At 57.3% G+C, this 21,180-nt stretch carries 17 protein-coding genes and 3 pseudogenes; 15 read left to right on the plus strand and 5 right to left on the minus strand.

The genetic code is table 11. The annotated features are described in order from the left end of the window. Positions 1–532 precede the first annotated feature (532 nt). The 10 genes from P0D84_RS44545 to P0D84_RS44590 all read left to right on the plus strand — a co-directional run bounded on the left by P0D84_RS44545 (position 533) and on the right by P0D84_RS44590 (position 11,016). Positions 533–850, plus strand: a complete 318-nt coding sequence (locus tag P0D84_RS44545; RefSeq protein WP_408349413.1) for a (2Fe-2S)-binding protein — start codon at positions 533–535, stop codon at positions 848–850. Then, the gene (locus P0D84_RS44550) at positions 847–2,289 is read left to right on the plus strand and encodes an FAD/NAD(P)-dependent oxidoreductase (protein WP_408349416.1); all 1,443 of its coding nucleotides are present in this window, start codon (positions 847–849) and stop codon (positions 2,287–2,289) included. The genes P0D84_RS44545 and P0D84_RS44550 overlap by 4 nt, the downstream gene beginning before the upstream one ends. After that, on the plus strand, positions 2,282–3,418 hold the full coding sequence (locus tag P0D84_RS44555; protein ID WP_408349419.1) for an NAD(P)/FAD-dependent oxidoreductase: 1,137 nt from the start codon (positions 2,282–2,284) through the stop codon (positions 3,416–3,418). The genes P0D84_RS44550 and P0D84_RS44555 overlap by 8 nt, the downstream gene beginning before the upstream one ends. A gap of 9 nt (positions 3,419–3,427) precedes the next feature. After that, positions 3,428–5,098, plus strand: a complete 1,671-nt coding sequence (locus P0D84_RS44560) for an ABC transporter substrate-binding protein (RefSeq protein ID WP_408349422.1) — start codon at positions 3,428–3,430, stop codon at positions 5,096–5,098. 247 nt (positions 5,099–5,345) lie between these two features. Then, complete coding sequence (locus tag P0D84_RS44565; protein ID WP_408349425.1) at positions 5,346–6,287, plus strand: ABC transporter permease; 942 nt, start codon at positions 5,346–5,348, stop codon at positions 6,285–6,287. After that, on the plus strand, positions 6,284–7,183 hold the full coding sequence (locus P0D84_RS44570) for an ABC transporter permease (RefSeq protein WP_408349427.1): 900 nt from the start codon (positions 6,284–6,286) through the stop codon (positions 7,181–7,183). Before P0D84_RS44565 ends, P0D84_RS44570 begins: the two co-directional genes overlap by 4 nt. Beyond that, positions 7,180–8,196: an ABC transporter ATP-binding protein gene (locus P0D84_RS44575; protein WP_408349430.1), complete on the plus strand. Its 1,017-nt coding sequence runs from the start codon at positions 7,180–7,182 to the stop codon at positions 8,194–8,196. Before P0D84_RS44570 ends, P0D84_RS44575 begins: the two co-directional genes overlap by 4 nt. After that, positions 8,193–9,212 carry an ABC transporter ATP-binding protein gene (locus tag P0D84_RS44580; protein WP_408349433.1) on the plus strand — a complete coding sequence of 340 codons (1,020 nt, stop codon included), beginning with the start codon at positions 8,193–8,195 and terminating at the stop codon, positions 9,210–9,212. Before P0D84_RS44575 ends, P0D84_RS44580 begins: the two co-directional genes overlap by 4 nt. 49 nt (positions 9,213–9,261) lie before the next feature. Continuing rightward, positions 9,262–10,569, plus strand: a complete 1,308-nt coding sequence (locus P0D84_RS44585; RefSeq protein ID WP_408349436.1) for an MmgE/PrpD family protein — start codon at positions 9,262–9,264, stop codon at positions 10,567–10,569. A gap of 186 nt (positions 10,570–10,755) precedes the next feature. Further along, positions 10,756–11,016 carry a hypothetical protein gene (locus P0D84_RS44590; protein WP_408337159.1) on the plus strand — a complete coding sequence of 87 codons (261 nt, stop codon included), beginning with the start codon at positions 10,756–10,758 and terminating at the stop codon, positions 11,014–11,016. Between the two features lie 109 nt (positions 11,017–11,125). Here the strand turns inward: P0D84_RS44590 and P0D84_RS44595 are convergent. Next, a pseudogene (locus P0D84_RS44595) lies at positions 11,126–11,353 on the minus strand (transposase domain-containing protein); the annotation flags it as partial. A gap of 459 nt (positions 11,354–11,812) precedes the next feature. On the opposite strand from P0D84_RS44595, the gene P0D84_RS44600 reads away from it, so the two are divergent. Genes P0D84_RS44600 through P0D84_RS44610 form a run of 3 tightly spaced genes read left to right on the plus strand, consistent with a single transcriptional unit; the run spans position 11,813 to position 14,752 of the window. After that, the gene (locus P0D84_RS44600) at positions 11,813–12,793 is read left to right on the plus strand and encodes a tyrosine-type recombinase/integrase (RefSeq protein WP_408339053.1); all 981 of its coding nucleotides are present in this window, start codon (positions 11,813–11,815) and stop codon (positions 12,791–12,793) included. Continuing rightward, positions 12,790–13,752 (plus strand): tyrosine-type recombinase/integrase, encoded by a 963-nt coding sequence (locus P0D84_RS44605; RefSeq protein WP_408339055.1) that lies wholly within the window; start codon positions 12,790–12,792, stop codon positions 13,750–13,752. The genes P0D84_RS44600 and P0D84_RS44605 overlap by 4 nt, the downstream gene beginning before the upstream one ends. After that, on the plus strand, positions 13,745–14,752 hold the full coding sequence (locus P0D84_RS44610; RefSeq protein WP_408339057.1) for a tyrosine-type recombinase/integrase: 1,008 nt from the start codon (positions 13,745–13,747) through the stop codon (positions 14,750–14,752). Before P0D84_RS44605 ends, P0D84_RS44610 begins: the two co-directional genes overlap by 8 nt. 100 nt (positions 14,753–14,852) lie before the next feature. Here P0D84_RS44610 and tnpC read toward each other — a convergent pair. From tnpC to tnpA, 3 genes and pseudogenes are all read right to left on the minus strand, one after another. After that, positions 14,853–16,190: pseudogene (gene tnpC, locus P0D84_RS44615) on the minus strand (IS66 family transposase); the annotation flags it as partial. Between the two features lie 30 nt (positions 16,191–16,220). After that, positions 16,221–16,568, minus strand: coding sequence for an IS66 family insertion sequence element accessory protein TnpB (gene tnpB, locus P0D84_RS44620; RefSeq protein WP_408243351.1), 348 nt, complete (start codon positions 16,566–16,568; stop codon positions 16,221–16,223). Continuing rightward, positions 16,565–16,963, minus strand: a complete 399-nt coding sequence (tnpA, locus tag P0D84_RS44625; RefSeq protein WP_408337155.1) for an IS66-like element accessory protein TnpA — start codon at positions 16,961–16,963, stop codon at positions 16,565–16,567. The genes tnpB and tnpA overlap by 4 nt, the downstream gene beginning before the upstream one ends. A 380-nt stretch (positions 16,964–17,343) precedes the next feature. On the opposite strand from tnpA, the gene P0D84_RS44630 reads away from it, so the two are divergent. Together P0D84_RS44630 and P0D84_RS44635 are read left to right on the plus strand one after the other, a co-directional pair. After that, positions 17,344–18,000, plus strand: coding sequence for a response regulator transcription factor (locus tag P0D84_RS44630; RefSeq protein WP_408349438.1), 657 nt, complete (start codon positions 17,344–17,346; stop codon positions 17,998–18,000). 306 nt (positions 18,001–18,306) lie between these two features. Then, positions 18,307–19,038 (plus strand): annotated as a pseudogene (locus tag P0D84_RS44635) (IS6 family transposase). Positions 19,039–19,174: 136 nt separating this feature from the next. Here the strand turns inward: P0D84_RS44635 and P0D84_RS44640 are convergent. After that, on the minus strand, positions 19,175–20,896 hold the full coding sequence (locus tag P0D84_RS44640; protein WP_408349441.1) for a peptidoglycan D,D-transpeptidase FtsI family protein: 1,722 nt from the start codon (positions 20,894–20,896) through the stop codon (positions 19,175–19,177). Between the last annotated feature and the right edge of the window lie 284 nt (positions 20,897–21,180).

Raw genomic sequence — 21,180 nt, forward strand, 5'->3', positions numbered from 1 at the left:
ATATATACCAACATATATTCCATCTATCGGATGTTTATTGATTTTAAATCCTTTGAGTGGAAATACCTAGTTGACTATGACGATTTGGCTACCTACAGTTACCTACATTAGCCGAGCGAGGACACGCGCATGTGGAAGTTCAAACTGGCGGATCGAGCTTGTCTAAGGAAGTGAACAGGCAATCAGATCCAAACATCAGAGCAATAGTGCGTTGAGAAGCAGACACGTTTGATCTCGAACACCATTGCATGACCCAGTCCAGGACGACTCCGGTCAACATTGAGCGAGCGTCTCCCATAGCGCTACTTCCTAAATAGCCCAGCGTGCGAATATTGATCAGTTTCAAGGAGTTGTGGTAGCGAAAACGAACATGTCGTAAGTAATGCTAATAGTCGTTCAGAATCAAATGCGACCTGCTGCATTTGTAGGATTATTAAATTTTCTAGGTCATTTGTTTTCGATTTTTCGAGCACATCAGACCAGCTTCGGGCCGTTGTACGTCGTCGCTAGTCATTACCTTTAAAGCTATGCAATGCCCCAGTCCAAACAGCAACTAGTCCGCGTGTCCGAAACGGTGCGCGCTCCTATCACTTTCCACCTTGACGGTGTCGAGCTTCGCGCGCTGGTCGGCGACACCGTTCTCACCGCCATACTGAGTAATCAGCGCTATTTGCGTCACGCTGAATTCAGCGGTGAGCCCCGCGCAGGGTTTTGCCTTATGGGCGCCTGTCAGGACTGCTGGGTCCGGTGTGAGGACGGTACTAAATTACGAGCTTGCTCGACGCCATTGCGTGCAGGTCTTCGACTCATCACAAACAACACAGCCGATTCAGCTGGAGGCGCACAATGAGCGCGGAACCTCGAGTTGTAATCGTTGGCGCAGGACCCGCCGGGATCCGTGCAGCTGAAACGATCGTAGGCGCAGGAATCAGACCTATCGTGATTGACGAGAATCCCACTTGGGGAGGTCAGATCTATCGCCAGCCACCTGCGAACGCTGGCTTCCGGAGAACGAAGAAAGACCTGTATGGATTTGAGGCCGCCAAAGCGGATTCTCTCCACGCCGCTATGGCCGCGCTCTTGCCCAAAGTTGACTATCGCGCCGAAACGCTTGTATGGGCATGCGAGCCAGGTCACGTGGAAACACTGAGCGGTGGCCGCCCAGGGCGAGTTGCGTTTTCGCATCTCATCATCGCCAGCGGCGCAACCGACCGAGTGCTTCCTCTGCAGGGTTGGACTTTGCCGGGCGTCTACACGCTTGGCGGGGCTCAGATTGCCCTTAAGGCACAGGGGTGCGCAATCGGAAGTAACGTAGTTCTTGCCGGGACAGGCCCTCTCCTTTATTTGGTCGCGTACCAGTACTGTAAGGCAGGCGCGAATGTTGTTGCAGTACTCGACACCAGTCCGTTCTTGCGGCAAGCAATGGCGCTACCCAAGTTATCGCGGCAACCTGCCACCCTCGCAAAAGGTATCTACTACCTTAGCTGGTTAAAAGCTAAGGGCATTCGGATCGAGTTCAATGTTTCTCTGATCAGTTTCGAAGGAGAGCGGGCGATCAGTGGTGTCCGTTGGAAACGAAACAAGGATGCGGCTACATCAGCTTCCGCTCGATGGATCGACTGCGACTCTGTTGGTGTCAGCTTTGGCCTACGGCCTGAAACGCAACTGGCCGACCTCGCCGGCTGTCGTTTCCGATACGACACATTAAATTGCTGCTGGCTACCCGAACAAGATTCCGCCGGCCGCAGCTCGGTCACTGGCGTATATCTGGCGGGAGATGGAGCTGGAATAGCTGGCGCCGATGCAGCGGAACTCGCAGGTCGCCGTGTCGGCCTGGCTCTTTTGAGTGATCTTGGCATTGCTCATTCGCGGGGTGACGGCACTTCCGACGTTGATACCCTCGAGCGAAAGTTGAAGAGGATTGCGGTGTTCCGCTCGGGAATCGAAACGGCTTTCGCGCCACCGAAGAATCCAGCCGGTGCATGGCCTGACAACCTCACCATCTGTCGCTGCGAAGAGATCGCCGCGGGCACGCTGCGTCACTGCATTCGTAGCGGCCAGGCGACGGAGATAAACCGGTTAAAAGCCTTAACCCGCGTCGGCATGGGTCGATGTCAAGGTCGCATGTGTGGTGAGGCCGCAATTGCCCTGCTCGCGGAGGAATTGGGAAAGACACCCGAAGAAGTAGGCAGATTGCGGAGTCAGTCACCGATCAAGCCTATACCAATCTCTCCGGAACTCAATGTAGATACTTTGGAAATCATTCCGGAGGGCGACCGAGATGAGTGACTTACAGCACTATGACGTCGCTATTGCTGGCGGAGGTCTCGTTGGTTCGTCTGCTGCACTTGCTTTGTCTCGACGAGGTATGCGCGTCGTTTTGATTGAACGTGGATTTTGTGGTGCACAGGCGAGCGGCGTTAACTATGGCGGTGTGCGTTGCCAAGGTCGCCCCAAAGAACAGATGCCGCTTGCGATGCGTGCGCGATGCGTATGGAACGACCTTCCCCAACTAATCGGCACCGACGGCGAGTTTGTCGTTTCGGGCCATCTTAGATTGGCTCGACGCGACGAAGACCTCGAAGGGCTGAGTGCCTGGGCACTTATGGCACGAGAGTATGGTCTTGAGACATTGTTGCTGGAAGGCCCCGCCTTTCGCAGGCTTTATCCGTGGCTCGGGAATGCCACGGTCGGCGGATCGCTGTGCATGAGCGACGGACACGCAAACCCCCGACTCGTTTCTCCCGCTTTCGCACAAGCTGCGCGCGCATCCGGGGCTGATGTCTGGGAACAAACTGAGCTCAAGGATTGCAGCTTCGACGGAAAGCATTTCCAGATGATGGCGGGTGATAGGCGCGTCAGTTCCCGTTGGCTCATCAATTCGGCTGGCGCGTGGGCGAACAGTGTCGCAGCGCAATTTGAAGAGACTATACCCATGCAACCGATGTATCCGAACATGTGGGTTACCGAGCCATTGCCCCAGTTCATCACAGTCAACCTGGGGGCGTACGGCGGCGGGTTTTACGCCCGCCAGGTCGAGCGGGGAAATGTGGTGCTCGGTGGAGGCCGAGCACGCGGCAACGGCGAGTACGCGCAACCGTCCAACGATATCACCCTTGCGGCAATGCATGAGGCTTGCGCAATGTTACCGGCTCTGCGAAACGCTTTGCTTATCCGAACCTGGAGCGGCGTGGAGGGCAAGACACCTGATAGCAACCCCATTATCGGCTTAAGCAAAACCACCCCTGGTCTCTTACATGCATTTGGCTTCTCAGGCGGCGGCTTTCTCCTGGCTCCCGGCGTTGGCGAAGTGTTGGCAGATCTGATTCTTGATGGTGAGACCGAAACGCCGCTCTCGGCCTTTTCAGTTGACAGGTTCTTAGAGTCATCTTTGCTGCAACCCGCAAATCATCATTAGGAACTCACGATGAACTTATCTAAATTGTTTGAGGTGCGGGCCGCCTCTTCTCGCGCGGCTATTGCTCTTTCGATTCGGCGTAAGCGGGGTCTTCTGAACGTCCGCCAGCTTATGTCCTCATGGAACAGCCTGGCTGCAATGCTTGCGCTTGTCACGGCGAGTATTGTTCCGATCGGCGCGCTTGCGCAGACAGATCAGCGCCCCGTCATCCGCGTCAGTTCTAGTGCACCGGATGTACTAACACTTGATCCGGACCGGGCCACCTCGATCGGTGACCTTGGAATGGTTGCAGAGATCTATAACGGGCTCGTACGCTTTGCGCCGGGTAGTGCCGACCCAAAATCCCTTGAACCCGATCTTGCAGCGAGCTGGGACGCGTCGAGCGACAAGAAAGTCTGGACGTTTCATCTTCGCCATGGCGTCAAGTTTCACGGTGAATGGGGCGAGTTAACTTCAGCCGATGTGGTCTATTCCCTAAAGCGCGCAGCGGATCCCGCAAGGTCGAGCTATGCAGCAAACTACACCCTTATCGAAAAGGTCGAGGCCACGGATCCGTACACCGTGCGAGTTACATTGAAGTACCCGGACGCGACTTTCCTTGGGCGTGTTTCCAATTATCACGGTGGTCTCATTGTCAGCATGAAAGCCGCCGAGAAGTACGGCAACCAGTTTGGAAGTCACCCAGTAGGTACCGGGCCTTTCGAATTCAAAGAACATGTCACACAGCAATTCGTAAAGTTGGCGGCAAACGAATCGTACTTTCGGGGCAAGCCTAAGCTTGCGGGAATCACCTACCGCATGATCCCCGCGGATAGCGATCGTGAACTGGCGTTCACCTCCGGCGAACTCGATATCATCTACGGAAAACGAGAACAACGTTGGGTGGAGCGAGTCCGCAAAAGCAGCGGCACACACGTCGACATCTTCCGGCCTGGTGAGTTCAATAGCTTGTTCCTTAACCTTGGAATGCCGCCCCTTAACAATATTAAGGTACGCAAAGCAGTGGCGGAGTCGATCAATCTCGACGAGCTCGTTCACTATGTCGGCGCGGACGTAGCTTCCAAGGGCTGTTCGGCCGTGCCTCCCAACTACCTGGGCGTCGACTGTTCGGCCGGAACATATCCGTACAACATCGCTGATGCGAAAAGACTGTTGGCTGAGGCTGGGTACCCGAATGGTGTCACCATCAAGTCAATCGTTTCCAACCTGTCGGATTTGCAGTCTGAGATGGAGATCGTACAGGCACAACTCGCAAAGGCAGGGATCAAGCTCGACATGACGGTCGTCGATCACTCGACCTATCAGGCGCAAAGCCGGAAAGATATGAGTGCGCTTGTTTTATATGGTGCAGCGCGTTTTCCTGACTCCGACACGTGGCTGACTGAATTCTTCGACTCTACGTCTACGGTCAATACACCCACGGCAATGTCCAATTTTTCGCATTGCTCCGCTGCAGACTCGGACATCCGTTCGGCGCGTGTCGAGCCCAATCCTGCCAAGCAGTTGGCCTATTGGAAAAGTGCGCAACAAAAGATCCACGATGCAGTCTGTTCGGTACCGCTTTTTGACAAATTGCAAGTATGGGCTCACAGCGATCGGGTTGTATATGGATACGATCTGAAAGGTTCAATGAATCTTGCCCCGCCGATCACTGAAAACACGTCGCTGAAAGCCCAATAAGGCTATCAATTCGGTCGGATAGTCTTTGCAGGTTCGTCTGTACGGTAACAAGAAAACTCGCTAGATGGTTGCGCTGATTTAGCGCTACCTTACCGAGTTCCATTGAACATCTGGCGCTTGACGCTGGAATGAAGACATTGACAACGGTGGAAACCAGTATGTTGCATATGCCTGTCGTACATGTGCTTTTCATCGATCAGACCATCGATCAAGGTCTGATCGAACCGCGTCTCACGGAGGCTTCGACATGAGGCTCTTTATCATCAAACGACTGTTACTCGCCATCTGTACATTGCTGGCCTCGTTGACAGCCATCTTCGTGCTTGTGCGCCTGGTGCCGGGGGATCCTGCCGTCGCCATCCTGGGCGATCAAGCGAGCGCTGCGGCCCTCTCGGCATTGCGAGACCAACTGGGCCTGAATCTGCCAATGTACGTCCAATATCTGGTTTTTTTGCGCGACGTCCTCGAAGGTAATCTCGGCCATTCGCTGTCCAACGGACGAAGCGTTCTGACCGAAGTTGCTGAGGTCCTGCCATGGACGTTTCAGTTGACCGTCGCGTCTATTGTTGTCGGCGTTGTAGTAGGCCTTCCAATAGGCATTTGGGCGGCGATTCGTCGAAAATCATGGCCCGACTACATGAGCAGTCTTTTGTCGATGGCAGGACTGTCATTTCCCGGTTTTGTCTCGGGGATTCTGATGCTGTTGGTATTCGCTATCGAGCTTCACTGGTTCCCAGTCATCGGCAGTTCCACCTCCGGCAGTCCTTGGGGCCAATGGCGGGGTCTCGTGCTTCCCGCCCTTAACTTAGGGCTGATCATGGCGGCCTATGTAACGCGGGTCACTCGTTCTTCGATGCTAGGGGTGCTCAGCGAGGACTATATGCGCACGGCGCGCGCTAAGGGTTTGCGACCGCGCCAACTGATCTTGCGTCACGCTCTTCGGAACGCAATGATCCCCGTCATCACCGTAGTCGGTGTCTATTTTGGCACGCTGATCGGCAACTCCGTATTGACCGAAATCGTATTCAATCGGCCAGGCCTGGGTACGTTGATCCTCGGCGCTTTGAATTCGCGTGACTACACATTGTTGCAGGGACTCATGATCGTATTCGCCAGTTGTGTGATCGTGGTGAACCTGTTGACTGACCTGACCTACGGATGGGTCGACCCTCGAGTGAAATACAAATGAGCACCAACGCATCTACCCAAGATTCTGAAGCCCTGCCACCTTCCTCAGCTGGCCGGCCTATCAGCCTGTGGCGGGCATTCTATTCCAATAGGATCGCCTTGATTGGCATGACCGTGCTAGCGTTGATCGTGCTAGCGGCGATCTTCGCTCCCTGGCTTGCACCGCACGATCCGCTTGAGCAGAACATCGTCTATCGACTGGAACCGCCATCGTCGGACTTCCTCCTTGGAACAGACAGTTACGGTCGTGATGTCCTTTCGCGTCTGATCTACGGTGCACGTATCTCTCTGACGGTCGGCTTTGTTGCAGTAACGATCGCCATGCTTATCGGTTCGTCCCTAGGCATACTTGCTGGCTATGTGGGCGGAAAGGTTGATCAACTCCTGATGGGATTAGTTGATGTGCTGTTGTCTTTCCCAACACTGCTATTGGGATTGATGGTAGCAGCTATGCTCGGCGCAAGTCTCCAACATCTGATCTTCGCGATCGCCATTACAGAGATCGCTCCCTTTGTGCGAATCGCGCGAGCACCAACAATCTCGCTCAAGCAGCGCGACTTTGTTGACGCAGGCCGAGCTCTTGGGTTTGGGCCAATACGTCTGATGTTCGTACATATTCTGCCCAACCTAGCATCGGATGTAGTAGTGCTTGCATCTTTGTGGATGGCTTCAGCGATCCGCACCGAGGCGTCGCTTAGTTTTATAGGACTTGGCGTGAAGCCCCCAATCGCAACGTGGGGCAACATGATACGGGAAGGTTTCGATCACATTCTGGATGCCTGGTGGTTGATCGTCTTCCCTTGCATGGCCATCTTGCTTACGGTGCTGGCTTTGAATCTGTTAGGCGATGCCTTGCGCGATTCGCTTGATCCCAAGTTGCGTGGAGAAGGTCAATGAACTCCGATTCACCAGTTCTGGAACTTAAAGGCCTGCACGTTGAGTTCCGTATTCGCAAGCAATGGCACGAAGCCGTGCGTGGCGTGTCACTCTCAGTGGCAAAGAACGAGACGATTGCGCTCGTCGGGGAGTCCGGCAGCGGAAAAAGCGTGACAGCGCTTTCGATTCTCAGGCTGTTGCCGACTTTCGGTGCTCGCTACACGAGTGGAAACGTTCTTCTCGAGGGGCGCGATCTCACGTCGCTTTCTGAAGAAGAAATGTCACACGTGCGAGGAAACGATGTCGCGATGGTCTTTCAGGATCCGATGACATCCCTAAATCCAACGATGACCGTCGGTGATCAGATCAGTGAAGCTATCTGCCAACACAATAAGGTTTCTCGAGCCTCTGCCCGTGAGCAGACACTCGCCGTAATGCGCGAAGTCGGTATCCCCGGTGCGGAGAGTCGCCTGAACGACTTTCCCCATCAGTTTTCGGGTGGCATGCGACAACGCGTTTTAATTGCCATGGCGCTCGCATGCAAGCCAAAGCTACTGGTGGCTGACGAGCCCACTACTGCCCTCGACGTAACGATACAGGCCCAAATTCTTGCGCTGCTGGCTCAACTGCAGGCCGCGCACGGGATGTCCATCCTTTTCATAACCCACAATCTTGGCGTCGTCGCCCAGATTGCCGATCGGGTTGCAGTGATGTATGCCGGCGAAATTGTTGAATTGGCCGACGTTGAATCGCTTTTCGCTAAACCCACTCACCCCTACACGCGAGCTCTACTGCAGGCAATGCCTCGAGTAGATCTTGACAGCGACGAGCTGCAGGGCATACCCGGTAGAGCGCCCACGTTGGCGGCAATGCCTCGCGGGTGCGCGTTCGCTTCACGGTGCTCATTCCGGCAACCCCAATGCGAACTAGAGCACCCAGCGCTGATGACTGTATCTGACGACAATGATAGTCATATGGTGCGCTGTCCAGTGGTGTTGAAACAATCGCGAAATGATCTGGAGCCGTCGCTATGAGTGAGCTTTTGCGCGTAGAGAATCTGGTCAAGCATTTCACTAGCGGTGGTGGCCTGTTCGGGGCGCCACGTAAGACCGTGCGAGCAGTGAATGAAGTCTCGTTCACAGTCGAACGGGGCGGCTCGATGGGCCTAGTCGGAGAGTCCGGTTGCGGAAAATCGACTGTTGCGCGTATGTTATTGCGTTTGATGGAGCCCGACTCCGGTTCAATTCTGTTTGATGGAATCGACGTACGACGGGCCACGACGTCACAGATGCGCGCGTTGCGACAACGTATTCAGATCGTTTTCCAGGATCCCTATGCATCGCTAAATCCTCGCCGTACTGTTCGTCAGACGCTGGAAGAGCCACTCCGCGTGCACGGTCGGGGAAATCGACGCTCGATCGCTGACAAGGTCGCCAGCACGCTGAGCGAAGTCGGCCTACCAGTCGACGTCCTCGACCGATACCCACATGAATTCTCAGGCGGTCAACGCCAGCGTATCGGCATCGCGCGTGCACTTGTTCTCGACCCGGACATGATCATTGCGGACGAACCTGTATCGGCTCTTGACGTGTCCGTGCAGGCGCAGATTCTCCAATTGCTTTCAAAGCTTCGCAAAGAACGCGGCTTGTCGTTCGTTTTTGTGTCGCACGACTTGGGTGTCGTGCGTCAATTCTGCGACACGGTCAGCGTAATGTATCTAGGCCGAATCGTCGAAAGTGGGCCAACCCGTGCATTGCTCGACACACCCGCGCATCCCTACACTCGTGTTCTAAAGGATTCATCCCCTGTCCCGGATCCACAAGCTCGCATAAGGCTTTCCAAGATCAAGGGAGAGATCCCCTCTCCGACTCGCATGCCGCCAGGTTGCTCGTTCAACCCACGCTGCGAGCGCGCATCGGACCGGTGCAGGAAGGAAATGCCAAGTCTTGATGAAATTGTCTCCGGGCGACGTGTGGCATGCTACTTCCCCTTGTCGACTGTCTCTAGCGACGGCAATGCATCGGCGGCGAGCTCTGGAAATAACGTCTAACACCAGAAATCTTTCCACTTGAAAGTGCATAAACATAGAAGGAACAGCAATGCACGCTATTGATGAACTTGCGATGTTTGTGGTCAGTCATAAAGATGGTGACTTGCCACAGCAAGCTCGCGAGACTTGCTCGTTGTTGGTTGCTGATCTCATCGGCGCGACTGCGGGCGGGCTGAATTCGCAACTGGCTAAAGCTGCAAGGAACGCAAGCGAACAAATATTTGGTCCAGGCCAGGCAGACGTCTGGTTGACTGGCCCCGCGCTCAGTATTGCTGGAGCGGCCATGGCTAATGCCGCGGCTGCAAGCGCCCTTGACATCGACGACGGCCATCGAGGGGCGGCTGGGCATGCAGGAGCTGGGATCATTCCTGCTGTCCTTGCAATTGGCCAAGCCCTCAACGTGTCCGATCAACGCATCTTCGACGCCCTGGCTCTGGGCTACGATGTGGGCCTCCGGGTTGCCTCTGCTCGCCCAACGCCAACAATAGAGACCTACGCGAGCGGCCGCTGGGTCAATTACGGCGTTGCCGCCGCCGCCGGCTGGATGCTCGGCCTTAATGCGCTCCAGCTCGCGCACGCACTGGGAATCGCTGGCGCCGAGGGGCCAATTGGATCTACTTCGGGCAGCACCGTCAAAGAAATGATTCCTCCCGCCGTGGTGGCCGGCCTGACCGCTGCATTTCGCGCGAAGGCGGGCGGCACGGGCCCGCGTGATCTCCTTGACCGGGACGAACTTTTCAAACGGTCGGTGCTCACCGGTGGATTGGGTGAGCGCTGGCTGCTGCAAGACTGCTATCTCAAGCCATATGCATGCTGTCGTTACATGCACGCGGCTGTAGATGGGATTCTGGCTTTGCGGCATTCAGGAAAGCCGATTAACAGTCTCCGTATCGAAACTTTCGCACGTGGCCTCAAATTGGCAAACGAGCGCGCACCAGAAACTCTCGAAGCTGGCCAATACAGTTACTATTTTAGTTGCGCGCTGGCGGCTCTCCGAGGTGCAGCAGCGTTGCAGCCCGTTGATCCTGAAAGCCTACGCGATCCTGAAGTACTGTCCCTTGCTGCTCGCATTGAACTCGCTGCACACGAGGATTTCGACAATACATTTCCGAACAGCACACCTTGCCGTGTGATCCTGGACCAAGGCGAAGGACCTCAGAGCCTAACCGTGCCCTTTCCGTTAGGGGACGTCGCCAATCCTATGAACAGGCAACAAGTGGCGGCAAAGTTTCGCCAGATCGCGGCGGCGAATCTTGACGCGGATCGACAGCATGAGATCCTGTTCGCACTCGAGCGGTTGACAGATGACGGCTTTCGACCGCTATTCTCTTCACTTAGGGCGCGTCCCGGACACTGAATGCGATGCCGGCGGCGATCGGTCATGGCACAGGGCGAAACAACGTAAGCGCCTCGCTTGGACCGTTCGGGTTTTTCTGGACGACGCGATGTGAAGCGGGACATGCTATCTCCTTTGGGTATTTTGCGTTACCCGGTAACGAATTCAGACATATCGTTACCGGGTAACAACGACGAGGAGAAACCGATGGCGCAAACAACAGCGGAGCGGCAGGCCGCCTTCCGGGCAAGGCGGGCGACAGCTGGAAACGATGGCAACGGGGAGCGGCGGCTTGATATGTGGGTGACCACTGAAGCCGATCTCGCGCTCGCACGGCTGGCACGCCGTTACTCGGTAACGAAGCGTGAGATGCTGGAGCGGCTGGTAGTGCGGGCGGACGCGGCTATCGTGCGCAGGCTCGATCCGGACTCCGCAGAATGGGATACCTACTTCCAGGTTCGACGGTAGCCCTTCAGCGTTACCGGGTAACGGACCGCTGTCCCAGGTGCAGTCGGCTACTGGCTCAGCGCGTGTGAGCCGTTCCGGGCGATCGGGGCGTGCTGTCCACCGCTGTTGTTCAACCGGTCGGAACCGCAGGTTGGGGCGGATTTTGCAGGTGTGCGGCAACGCGCCAGGGCAGCAATTCGTCGACGCGGTTGATCGGGTGATCGGCGATGCAGGTCAGCACATGGCACAGGTAAGCACGCGGATCGACGCCATTGAGTTTGCACGTGGCGATCAGCGAGTACATCGCCGCTGCCCGCTCACCGCCGCTGTCAGAGCCGGCGAACATGAAGTTTTTCCGACAATGCACATAATTGCATTGTCGGAATAATGCGCAGCCGCAAATTATGCGGAGTTTGCATCGTACGGCTCGTCACGAGCGCCAGTGCGACGCGCCTTGCAGGGATCTGTGGCTTGCAGCAAACTGCACATAAAAAAGATGCTTTCCTGTTTGGGTTGTTACCCATTCAGGAGAATCATCATGATCGGCTTGGTTCCTCTTCGACCGCAGCCTCAGGCGTGGTTGTGGCGCAGCGTCCTTTCTCCTTTCGCAGAGCGCTACTGCGAATATCTCGTTGATACCGGCTACGCGGCCGGCACCGTCAACCGCTACGTGAGGTGCGCCGCGCACTTTGCGTATTGGCTTACAACGCACCGTATAGCCGTAGCAAGTGTCGACGATCGACTTGTCTGCAGGTTCGTGAACGACCATTTGCGGCGATGTACCTGCCCAGATCCGATTCCGAGGTGTCGGACAGACGTGAGTGCTGCACTTCGGCATTTGCTGGTCGTGTTGGGCGCGTGCGGTGTCCCTCGGTTTCTGCAGGCAGAACCGGATTCGGTGCAACAGGAGGTGTGTCGCTTTACTGACCACCTCAAGGACGTTTGCGGCCTAGCCGAATGCACGCGATATCAGCGTGGTCGAATCATTCGCGATTTCTTGCGTCAGCGCTTTGGTCGCAAACACATCGACATGGAGCAGCTAACGATTCGGGATATCCGTCGTTTCGTTACGCGCTACCCTGACGGGTGCAATGCTGGAGCCGCTCACGTAGCGGGCGTGACGTTGCGCAGTTATCTGCGATTCAGGACCATGCAATATAACGACCAGGTCGAAGAGCTGATCGCGGCAGTACCGAACGTGGCTGGATGGAGGTTGGCGGCGCTGCCTGAAACGCTTTCGGATGCAGCGATTGAGCAGTTCCTGAACTCCTTCGATCGCGCGACTGCGTCCAGCTTACGTGATTACGCAGTGGCGCGCTGTCTGGCTGATCTTGGGTTGCGGGCTGCGGAAGTCGTGCAAATCCAACTCGACGATTTAAACTGGCGCGAAGGCACGCTGCAAATCCGTCGCACCAAATCGCGACGGGGCTACGTCATTCCGTTGCCCGAGCCAACAGGTCGTGCGATCGCCGACTATATCCGGTTAGCCCGAAGGAAGACGACGACCTCCCGTGCTGTCTTTGTCCGGCATTACGCACCCGCCGACGTTCCGTTGGGAACCGGGCGCGTCCATCAGGCCGTGCATGCCGCATATGTTCGCTGCGGCTGGACTGAACAATCTGGAACCCATCTTCTGAGGCACAGCGTGGCCCGACGGCTGCTTCGTTCCGGCTCGTCGTTGAAGGAAGTGGCTGACGTATTGCACCATCAGAGCATCGACACCACCGCGATCTACACGAAGATCGACCTGCGAAGCCTGGAGGCCGTGGCGCTTCCCTGGCCGGGGAGCAAATCATGAAGCGTCCCGTCAAATCGGCACACACAATGGTATCGCTGGTGGAAACGTATCTCGCAGAGCGACGCTGTCTCGGCTTCGACCTTGCGATCTCGGGGCAGGTGCTGATGAACTTCGCCCGCTTCGCGGATACGGCGCACGATCGCGGTCCGATCACCGAAAGTCTGGCCCTTGCTTGGGCACACTCGACACCGAGCCAAAGGTCCATTACCTGGGCGCGTCGGATCGAGGTAGTGCGCCCCTTCGCGAAGTACCTCAGGCAGTTCTATCCCGATACGGTTGTTCCGCGACGCGACTTGTGCGGGCGGGCCCATCGTCGTCTGGCGCCGCACATCTACACGGAGCAGGAACTCGGCGAACTCCTCACGGCGTCGGCGGCGATGTTACCCGTCGGTTCGATCATACCGCTTACATATGAAGCGCTGTTTGGTTTGATTGCGGCAACCGGCTTGCGTATCTCGGAAGCCATCAATCTCTCTCGAGACGACGTGAATCTTGCTGAGGGCACGCTCACGGTGCGCGAGACGAAGTTTCACAAGTCGCGCCTTATTCCGATGCATCCTACCGTAACTCTGGCCATGAAGCGTTACGCTGCTCGCCGTGCGCTGGTCGTCGCCGCAGAGCCGTGCGATTCGTTCTTTGTGAATCTTGATGGCAGGAAGTTGCAGGCCCGAACGGTGCACTGGGTGTTCGGTCGGCTTCGCGAGCAACTCGCGTGGACTTCTCGGGGTGACCACGCGTTGCCTCGAATCCATGATCTTCGCCACACGTTCGTGTGCCGGTGCATCCTCAAGTGGTATCAGGACGGCGTGAACGTCGACAACCGGATGATTGCGCTGTCGACATATCTGGGGCACGTGAAGCCGAGCGATACCTACTGGTATCTGACTGCGGTTCCCGATCTCATGGAAATCGTGAGCCGGAAATTTGCGTGCTTTGCCGAAGGGGTACGTCATGACTAAAGCCTGCCTAGTTCCTTCCTTCGCGACGCTCCTGCAGGACTTCTTCGTCGAACGGTTGATGCAGCAACGTGCGGTGAGCCCGGAGACGATATCGAGCTACCGCGATTCGTTTCGTCTGTTTCTTCAGTTCGCATCGGATCGCCTTGCCAGGTGCCCAACTGATCTGAAGCTGTCGGACATGGATGCGCCGCTGATCTTGGCGTTTCTGCGGCATCTCGAGGTTGAGCGGCGCAACAGCACGCGGACCCGCAACGTTCGACTCGCAGCGTTGCGCTCGTTCTTGAAGTACGCGGCACACCGTGACGTCGCGTCGTTGGCCGTTATACAGCGCGCACTCTCCGTGCCGATGAAGCGGTGCGATAAACCTATGGTCGGATTCCTGTCACGCGAAGAGATTCAGCAACTGTTGACGGCGCCTGACCCGGACACCTGGTCGGGTCAACGCGACAGGGTTCTGCTGGCAACGATGTATAACACGGGGGCGCGCGTCTCGGAGATGCTGGCACTACGCGTCAGTGATGTCGTGCTGGGTACATCACCCTTCGTTCATATTCTTGGCAAAGGACGCAAGGAACGAACGGTGCCTTTATGGCGATCCACGGCCAGGCTCATCAAGGGGTGGTTGCCGCAGATCCAGGATGCATCAAGTCAGAGGCTCTTTCCAAATCGATCGGGAAACGCGATGACACGCTCCAATGTCGCCGATCGAATGAGAATTGCCGTAACGCGCGCGAAGGACCAATGTCCGCAACTCGCCAAACGGCGTGTTTCTCCGCACCTGGTTCGTCACGCGACTGCCATGCATCTACTTCAATCAGGCGTCGACCTCTCGGTCATCGCCTTGTGGCTGGGACACGAAAGCCCATCGACAACACACTGCTATATGGAAGCCGATCTGACGATGAAGCAGCGAGCGCTGAGCAGGATTCAGCCACCGGAAGTGAAGAACCGTCGCTATCGACCACCGGACCGCATCCTCCAGTTCCTTGAGTCGCTGTAATTATGCGTAGCTCGCCGAACCGCGAATCCCTGCGGATCGCGTCGGCGACTCGCATGGCACTCTTCGACAATGAGTAACTCCGCATAATTTGCAACTGCGTATTATTTCGTCCCAGTGAGACACAGCGCAGCGCGTTCTCCGCGATGTTGTTGTCTATCTCCACCGTGCCATCGTCGCAGTACAGCGTCAGCGCGAGCCATTGATTGAGCGAGTAGTTGATGGCCTTGGCCGTATCCGACTTCGTTGACAGCATCTGGAGCTTTGCCCTGAGCCATGCACCGTAGGTTTCAAGCAGCGGTTTGGCCTTCTCCTGCCGCACACGCAGCCGCTCGGCAGGCGGCTTGCCGCGGATACTGGCTTCGATGCCGTAGAGCTCGCCAATATAGTCGAGCGCCTTTTGCGTGGTTTCAGACGGCGTGCGCACGTGAATGTCGTACAGCTTTCTCCTCGCGTGCGCCCAGCATGCTGCCTCGCGCATCGAGCCGTCCCGGAACAGCTCGTTGAAGCCCGAATACGCGTCTGCCTGCAGGATCCCGCTGAAGCCGGTCAGATGGCGCTGGGGATGGACGCCTTGCCGGTTGGGCGAGTACGCAAACCAGACGGCGGCTGGTTCCTTCGAACCGGACCGACGGTCATCACGCACATAGACCCACAGCCGGCCTGTCTTTGTCTTCTTGTTGCCCGGCGCGAGCACAGGGATCGGCGTGTCGTCCGCATGGATCTTGAGGCCGCCCATCGCGTAGCGGCGCAGCGCTTTCACCAGCGGATCGACGAGCGCCTCGCACTGACCAACCCAGCGGCCCATGCTCGCCGGGTCCAGTTTGACGTTTTCGCGTGCAGCGATCTCCGACTGCCGGTAAAGCGGCTGGTGATCGGCATACTTGGCCACAAAGATCTCGGCAAGCAGGCTTGGGTGCGCGATGCCGCGCTGAATCGGCAGGCTCGGTGCCGGCGGCTGAACGATGCGACCGCAGCAGGCGCAGATCTTCTTGCGCCGGATGGTGCGGATGACCTTGAACGCTGCCGCGATGCGGCCGAGCTGCTCGGAGACGTCCTCGCCCAGCGCTTGCATCTGGCCGCCGCATTCGGCGCAGGTTGGCTCCGGCTCGAGCACGTGCTCCTCACGCGGCAGGTGGTCCGGGAGCGCCTCGCGCGAAGCACGTTCGGGCGCGTCGGACCTGCTCCTGCCGCCGGCCTGTGCTTCGCGCGTTTCGGCTGCGCCACGGCTGCCGGTCAGATCATCCAGTCGGGTCTCAAGTTCCGCAATTTGCCGGTCCAGTTTCTCGGACTTGCGGCCGAACTGCATGCGCTTGAGCTTGTCGATCTGTGCCTTGAGCCGTTCGATTTCCAGATCGCGCTCGGCCAGGGACGCCCGCGCCTCGAGCAACAAGGCCTTGAGTGCATCGATGTCATCAGGAAGGTCGCTGGCATCAGACATGCCACGCAGTTTACGCAGGTGTTGCGCGGTTTACAACATCGACAGTGGCTCGGCGGTACGGCGTGGCTGCCGCCAGTCGATGCCCTCAAGCAGCATCGACAGCTGGGCCTGGGTCAGATGGATCTTGCCGCTATCGGCCTGCGGCCAGACAAAGCGGCCACGCTCGAGCCGCTTTGCAAGCAGCCATAGCCCGTCGCTGGTAGCCCAAAGAATTTTTATCAGATCACCTCGACGGCCGCGGAAGATGAACACGTGACCGCCCAGCGGATTCTCCTGAAGCGCCGTCTGTACCTTGGCGGCCAGGCCCTGGAACCCGGAACGCATGTCGGTCACCCCCGCGGCAATCCAGATGCGTGTGCCCGCCGGCAGACCGATCATCGCGACAGCTCGCGAATCAGCAGCCGCAGTGTCTCCGGCGAGACCTCGCCGCGAATGCGCAGGCGTGCACGCTCGAACTCCACCTCGCAGACACTCTCCAGCGGCTCAGTTGTAGTGACCGTTGGCGGCGGCGCCTGTACAGACGTACCGTCGATGATGTTCACCGGCAATAACGGCGGAATCTCGCACTCCGCCTGCTCGGACAGCGTCGGCAGACCGTACGCTCCCTCGAGATACGCTCGCCGCCACTTGAAGAGCAGGTTCGCGTTGACATCATTGCCGCGCGCGATCAGGGCAACCGATGCACCCGGCTCAAAGGATTGCTCGACCAGGTGCCTCTTGAACTCGAGCGAGAAATTCGGCCGCTTGGTGCGTGCGCTTGATGTTTTGTCCACGTTGGTGCCCACAATAATTTGGTGGACACCAAATTACCCAAAGCATCGACCAGTCGTCCAGAATGGCCCTCGCGAGTTGCTTACGAAACAACGCAACCATCCTGAAGACTGACGGTGTTCCCAGATTAGACGGCTAATGTGTATCGCAAGTCGATGCGGGGTCAACCCGACTATATTGTTAAGTCTCTCGAGAGGAGCCGCTGACGATCGCCAGTCGTTTTTGGTCGTTCGCCATCGCGGAGCCTTTGGCAGTTCTCCACGATCACGCCGATGCTCCGCGCGAGCGTCTGCGACGTGAGCCATGTGACATGAGTATTTGAGACGACCGCGTCCCGGCTACGCGAGATAACCCATTGATGACTGCTGGTCCACCCCACCGAATGGCAACTGAAAAGGCAATAACCGACGGTCCCGTCATCTACATCGTTGATGACGACAACGCGATCCGGCTTGGCGTCAGCTCGCTGATGCGCTCCGTGGGCTATCGCGTGGAGGTGTTCGAATCCCCTGACGAATTTCTACGATTTCCGCACTCCGCCGGGCCGGGCTGTGTCATCCTCGACGTGCGGTTCCGCGGAAAAAGCGGTATGGATCTTCATCAGGAAATCGTCAATATCGGCATGCGTATTCCCGTCATATTCATGACCGGCCATGGAGACATCGAGATGGGTGTGAAGGCGATGAAGGCCGGCGCGCTGGACTTCTTTGCCAAGCCCTTCAAAGACCAGGACATGCTCGACGCAGTGGCTCACGGGCTGCTGCGAGATAGTGAGCGGCTCGCGACGGAAGCGGCGTTGGCCGATCTGCGCGCCTCGTATGAATCCCTGTCGCCGCGCGAGAAAGAGGTGATGGCCTTCGTGCTGTCTGGACTGCTGAACAAGGAAACTGCCTCTAAGATGAACCTGAGCGAAATCACGGTCAAGGTTCACCGAGGACAGGTCATGCGGAAGATGAGGTCGCGCTCTATGCCGGACCTTGTCCGCAAAGCGGAATCCCTGGGTGTCGGGCCCTCTCTGGGCCACGGCGGCCATCAATGAGCGCCACGCACCCGTGCATTTTCCGATATGGTCGCGCGCGCGGGGACGCCGCATTCAATACAGTCGCTCGCGCTTATCGCTGGAATGAGTCGGTCTGCGTTCATGGCTCGCTTCGTTGAAATCGTTGGAGATTGGTCCATGGTGATTTTGCGTCAGTTACGTATGCGTCGAGCTCTGGTTCTACTCACAGCATGTTGATTTGTATGGAATCCTGACCCCGGGATTTGCATTGAATTCTGACCCACCCGTTGGACCAGCTTTGCGGGCTTTGTCACGTTACCGAGGTGGCCGCGTAGAATTCTTGAGATGAAGAATTCTAAATCGCTCTATCACGGACATCGCTTTCCAGCGGTGGTCATCAGTTGTGCCGTCCGCGGGTACTTTCGGTTTCATTTGAGCTTGCGTGACACTGAAGAATTGCTGTTCGAGCGCGGCATCGTGGTGAGTTATGAAACCGTGCGCCGCTGGTGCGATAAATTCGGCACGGGTTCGCGCATCGCGTCAAGGTTGTCCGGCAAAAACCATGCAATACATGGCATCTCGATGAGTTGTTCGTGACGCTGCGCGGTGAACCTTATGCGCTGTAGCGAGCCGTCGACGCGCACGGCGCCGAACTCGATATCCTGCTTCAGAAGCGGCGCGACACGGCCGCAGCCGAACGATTCTTCAGGCGCGTGCTTCGTTCGTGTCCCGTGCCGCACAAGATCGTCACCGGCCAGCTACGCAGTTATCCGGCCGCGAAGTCCAGGATCTCCGAGCTGGCAAACGTCAGGCACGTGTACGTCAAGGCTGCAGCCCGTGTGAACAATCGGGCCGAAAATAGCCATCAACCTACGCGTGAATGTGAGCGGCGCTTGCGCGGGTTTCTCGACCCAAAACGCACGCAGGCGTTTTCTCTCGAACTTCGGACCGATCCGGCAGCACTTCGCGATCAAGCGACATTTGCTGCGCGCGTCTGTCTACCGCAAACAACTCGGCGAACGCTTTGCCGCATGGCATCGTTTCACCGAGCTTACCCAAAACCCGTCCGGCTTTTAAGGAAAGCTCCGTCCATCGCACTACTGCGACGCGACAATTTAACGTGACAAAGCCCTTTGCACTGCCATCGGTGATGTGAAGCGAGTTGGAGCCGCGCAAGATGTACCTATCCACAGAATGGCGCCCGCGCGCCGCTTCATCGCAGGGTTTTGGCTGTGCCGACTATCGGTTCGTCCGGCTCGACATCCAGCGCTCGCATGGCCGCCTGCGCGATTTCAGCGAATACAGGGCCTGAAACGTCACCGCCATAGTGCCTGGCACCTTTAGGCTTGTCGACCGAGACAGCGATCACAAGTCTTGGGTTCCTGATCGGAATAATCCCAACAAACGAGGCGCGATAGGTGTTCCTCTCATAGCCATGGCGAGCGGCGGTGTATGCCGTTCCCGTCTTGCCACCGACGCTGTATCCAGGGACTTGGGCCTGAGGGGCGGTGCCGCCTTTTGCGACCACACTCTCCAGCATGGCCCTGACTTCATCACTTGTACGTTGCGTAAAAATCTGCGTACCTGTGATCGATGCTTCGTCCGTCTTGTAGAGCGAAAGCGGCACGAGTCTGCCATTGTTCGCGAAGACGGTGTAAGCGTGAGCGAGCTGAACGAGAGAGACGGACACACCGTAACCGTATGACATCGTCGCCTGGTCGATGCGATGCCACTTCCGCCACGGTCTCACGATACCAACACCCGCGCCCGGAAACCCGAGGTCCGGGGATTGGCCGTAGCCCAGCGCAGTGTACATATTCCACATTTCTTCAGGCTTCATCGTCAGCGCTATCTTCGTCGCACCGATATTGCTCGACTTCTGGATCACGCCCGCCACTGTCAAGGTGCCGAAGTTTGCGTCGTCGGTGATGGTAGCTCCGTCCAGCGAGAAGGTCCGGTTTGTCTCAACGAGCGAATCTGGCATAAGCCGGCGGAGGTCGAGAGCGAGCGACACGGTAAATGGCTTCATTATCGAACCCGGTTCGAATACGTCCGTCACCGCCCGGTTGCGCAATGCGGGACCGCGCAGCGCGGACCGGTCGTTCGGGTCATAGCTCGGATAATTCGCGAGAGCCAGAACTTCACCGGTGTGGCCGTCAACAACGATTGCCGAACCGCTTTCCGCATTGCTACTGGTCACAGCCGATCGCAAGGCGTTGAAGGCGCTGTACTGGATGCTGCCGTTCAGCGCGAGCTGGATGTCGGTGCCGGGATGCGGCTCGGTTATGTCGCCAAGATATTCAACTACGTGCCCGACTCTATCGCGGATGGCCAACCTGGTACCGTCCACGGACTTCAGCTTCACGTCCTGCGCAAGCTCGACGCCGTCTTCGCCGCCACCGGCAATGCCGCCAAAGCCGACCAGTTGCGCGGCGACCTCGCCTTCCGGGTACAGGCGCTTGTACTCCGGAATCTGGTAGATGCCCGGGATGTCCAGTGCCTTGATTTCGCCAGCAATGCCAAGCGGCACCTGGTGCTTGAGATAGACAAACGTCTTGTCACTGTCGATCTGGGCGTTGATCTGTTGCTCCGGCATGTCGAGCAGGCGGCCCAGCATTGCAAGTTTTCCGGGTTCAAGGTCGTCCGGAATTGCCTTCGGATCGGCCCAGACGGATCTCACCGGAACATTCGTCGCCAGCAGCATGCCGTTTCGGTCCAGTATCTTTCCGCGCTCCGAATGAACATCAATGACATGTTCAACTCGTGACGCGCCCTCCTTCTGGTAGAACTTGTTATCGATAACCTGAATCCAGAGGGCCCGCACCGCGCAGGAAGCGAATGCAACGGACATGAGAATCATGACGATTGTCGACCGGTGGCGGGAAGCGTCTGCCTTCAGAATTGGCGTTTGATTGAATGTGATGTGTTGCCGCATCCCATGATTTGCTGAATGTCGATCCGGGTTCGGGAGACTCTCTACCTTGGCACGCAGGTTCGACATGTTTGCTGGCGCGATGAACTGGCAGATTCAGCTAAAAGCGATCCGAGGAACCGAAACGGTTGAGATGAAGACGCCGGAAACGACAGGGTTAGAAAAGTACGTGGCTCGGCCGGGGCGAGTTATGGCGGAGCTTGACTGCAGGTAGCGCGCTCACTGCGCTTGTACCTGCTGGTCGCCGGAAACATGCAGTGCGGGGCGGGAAAGAAACACACTCCCAG

The sequence above is a fragment of the Paraburkholderia sp. RL17-337-BIB-A genome, from assembly GCF_046025895.1.
GTDB classification, from domain to species: domain Bacteria; phylum Pseudomonadota; class Gammaproteobacteria; order Burkholderiales; family Burkholderiaceae; genus Paraburkholderia; species Paraburkholderia fungorum_C.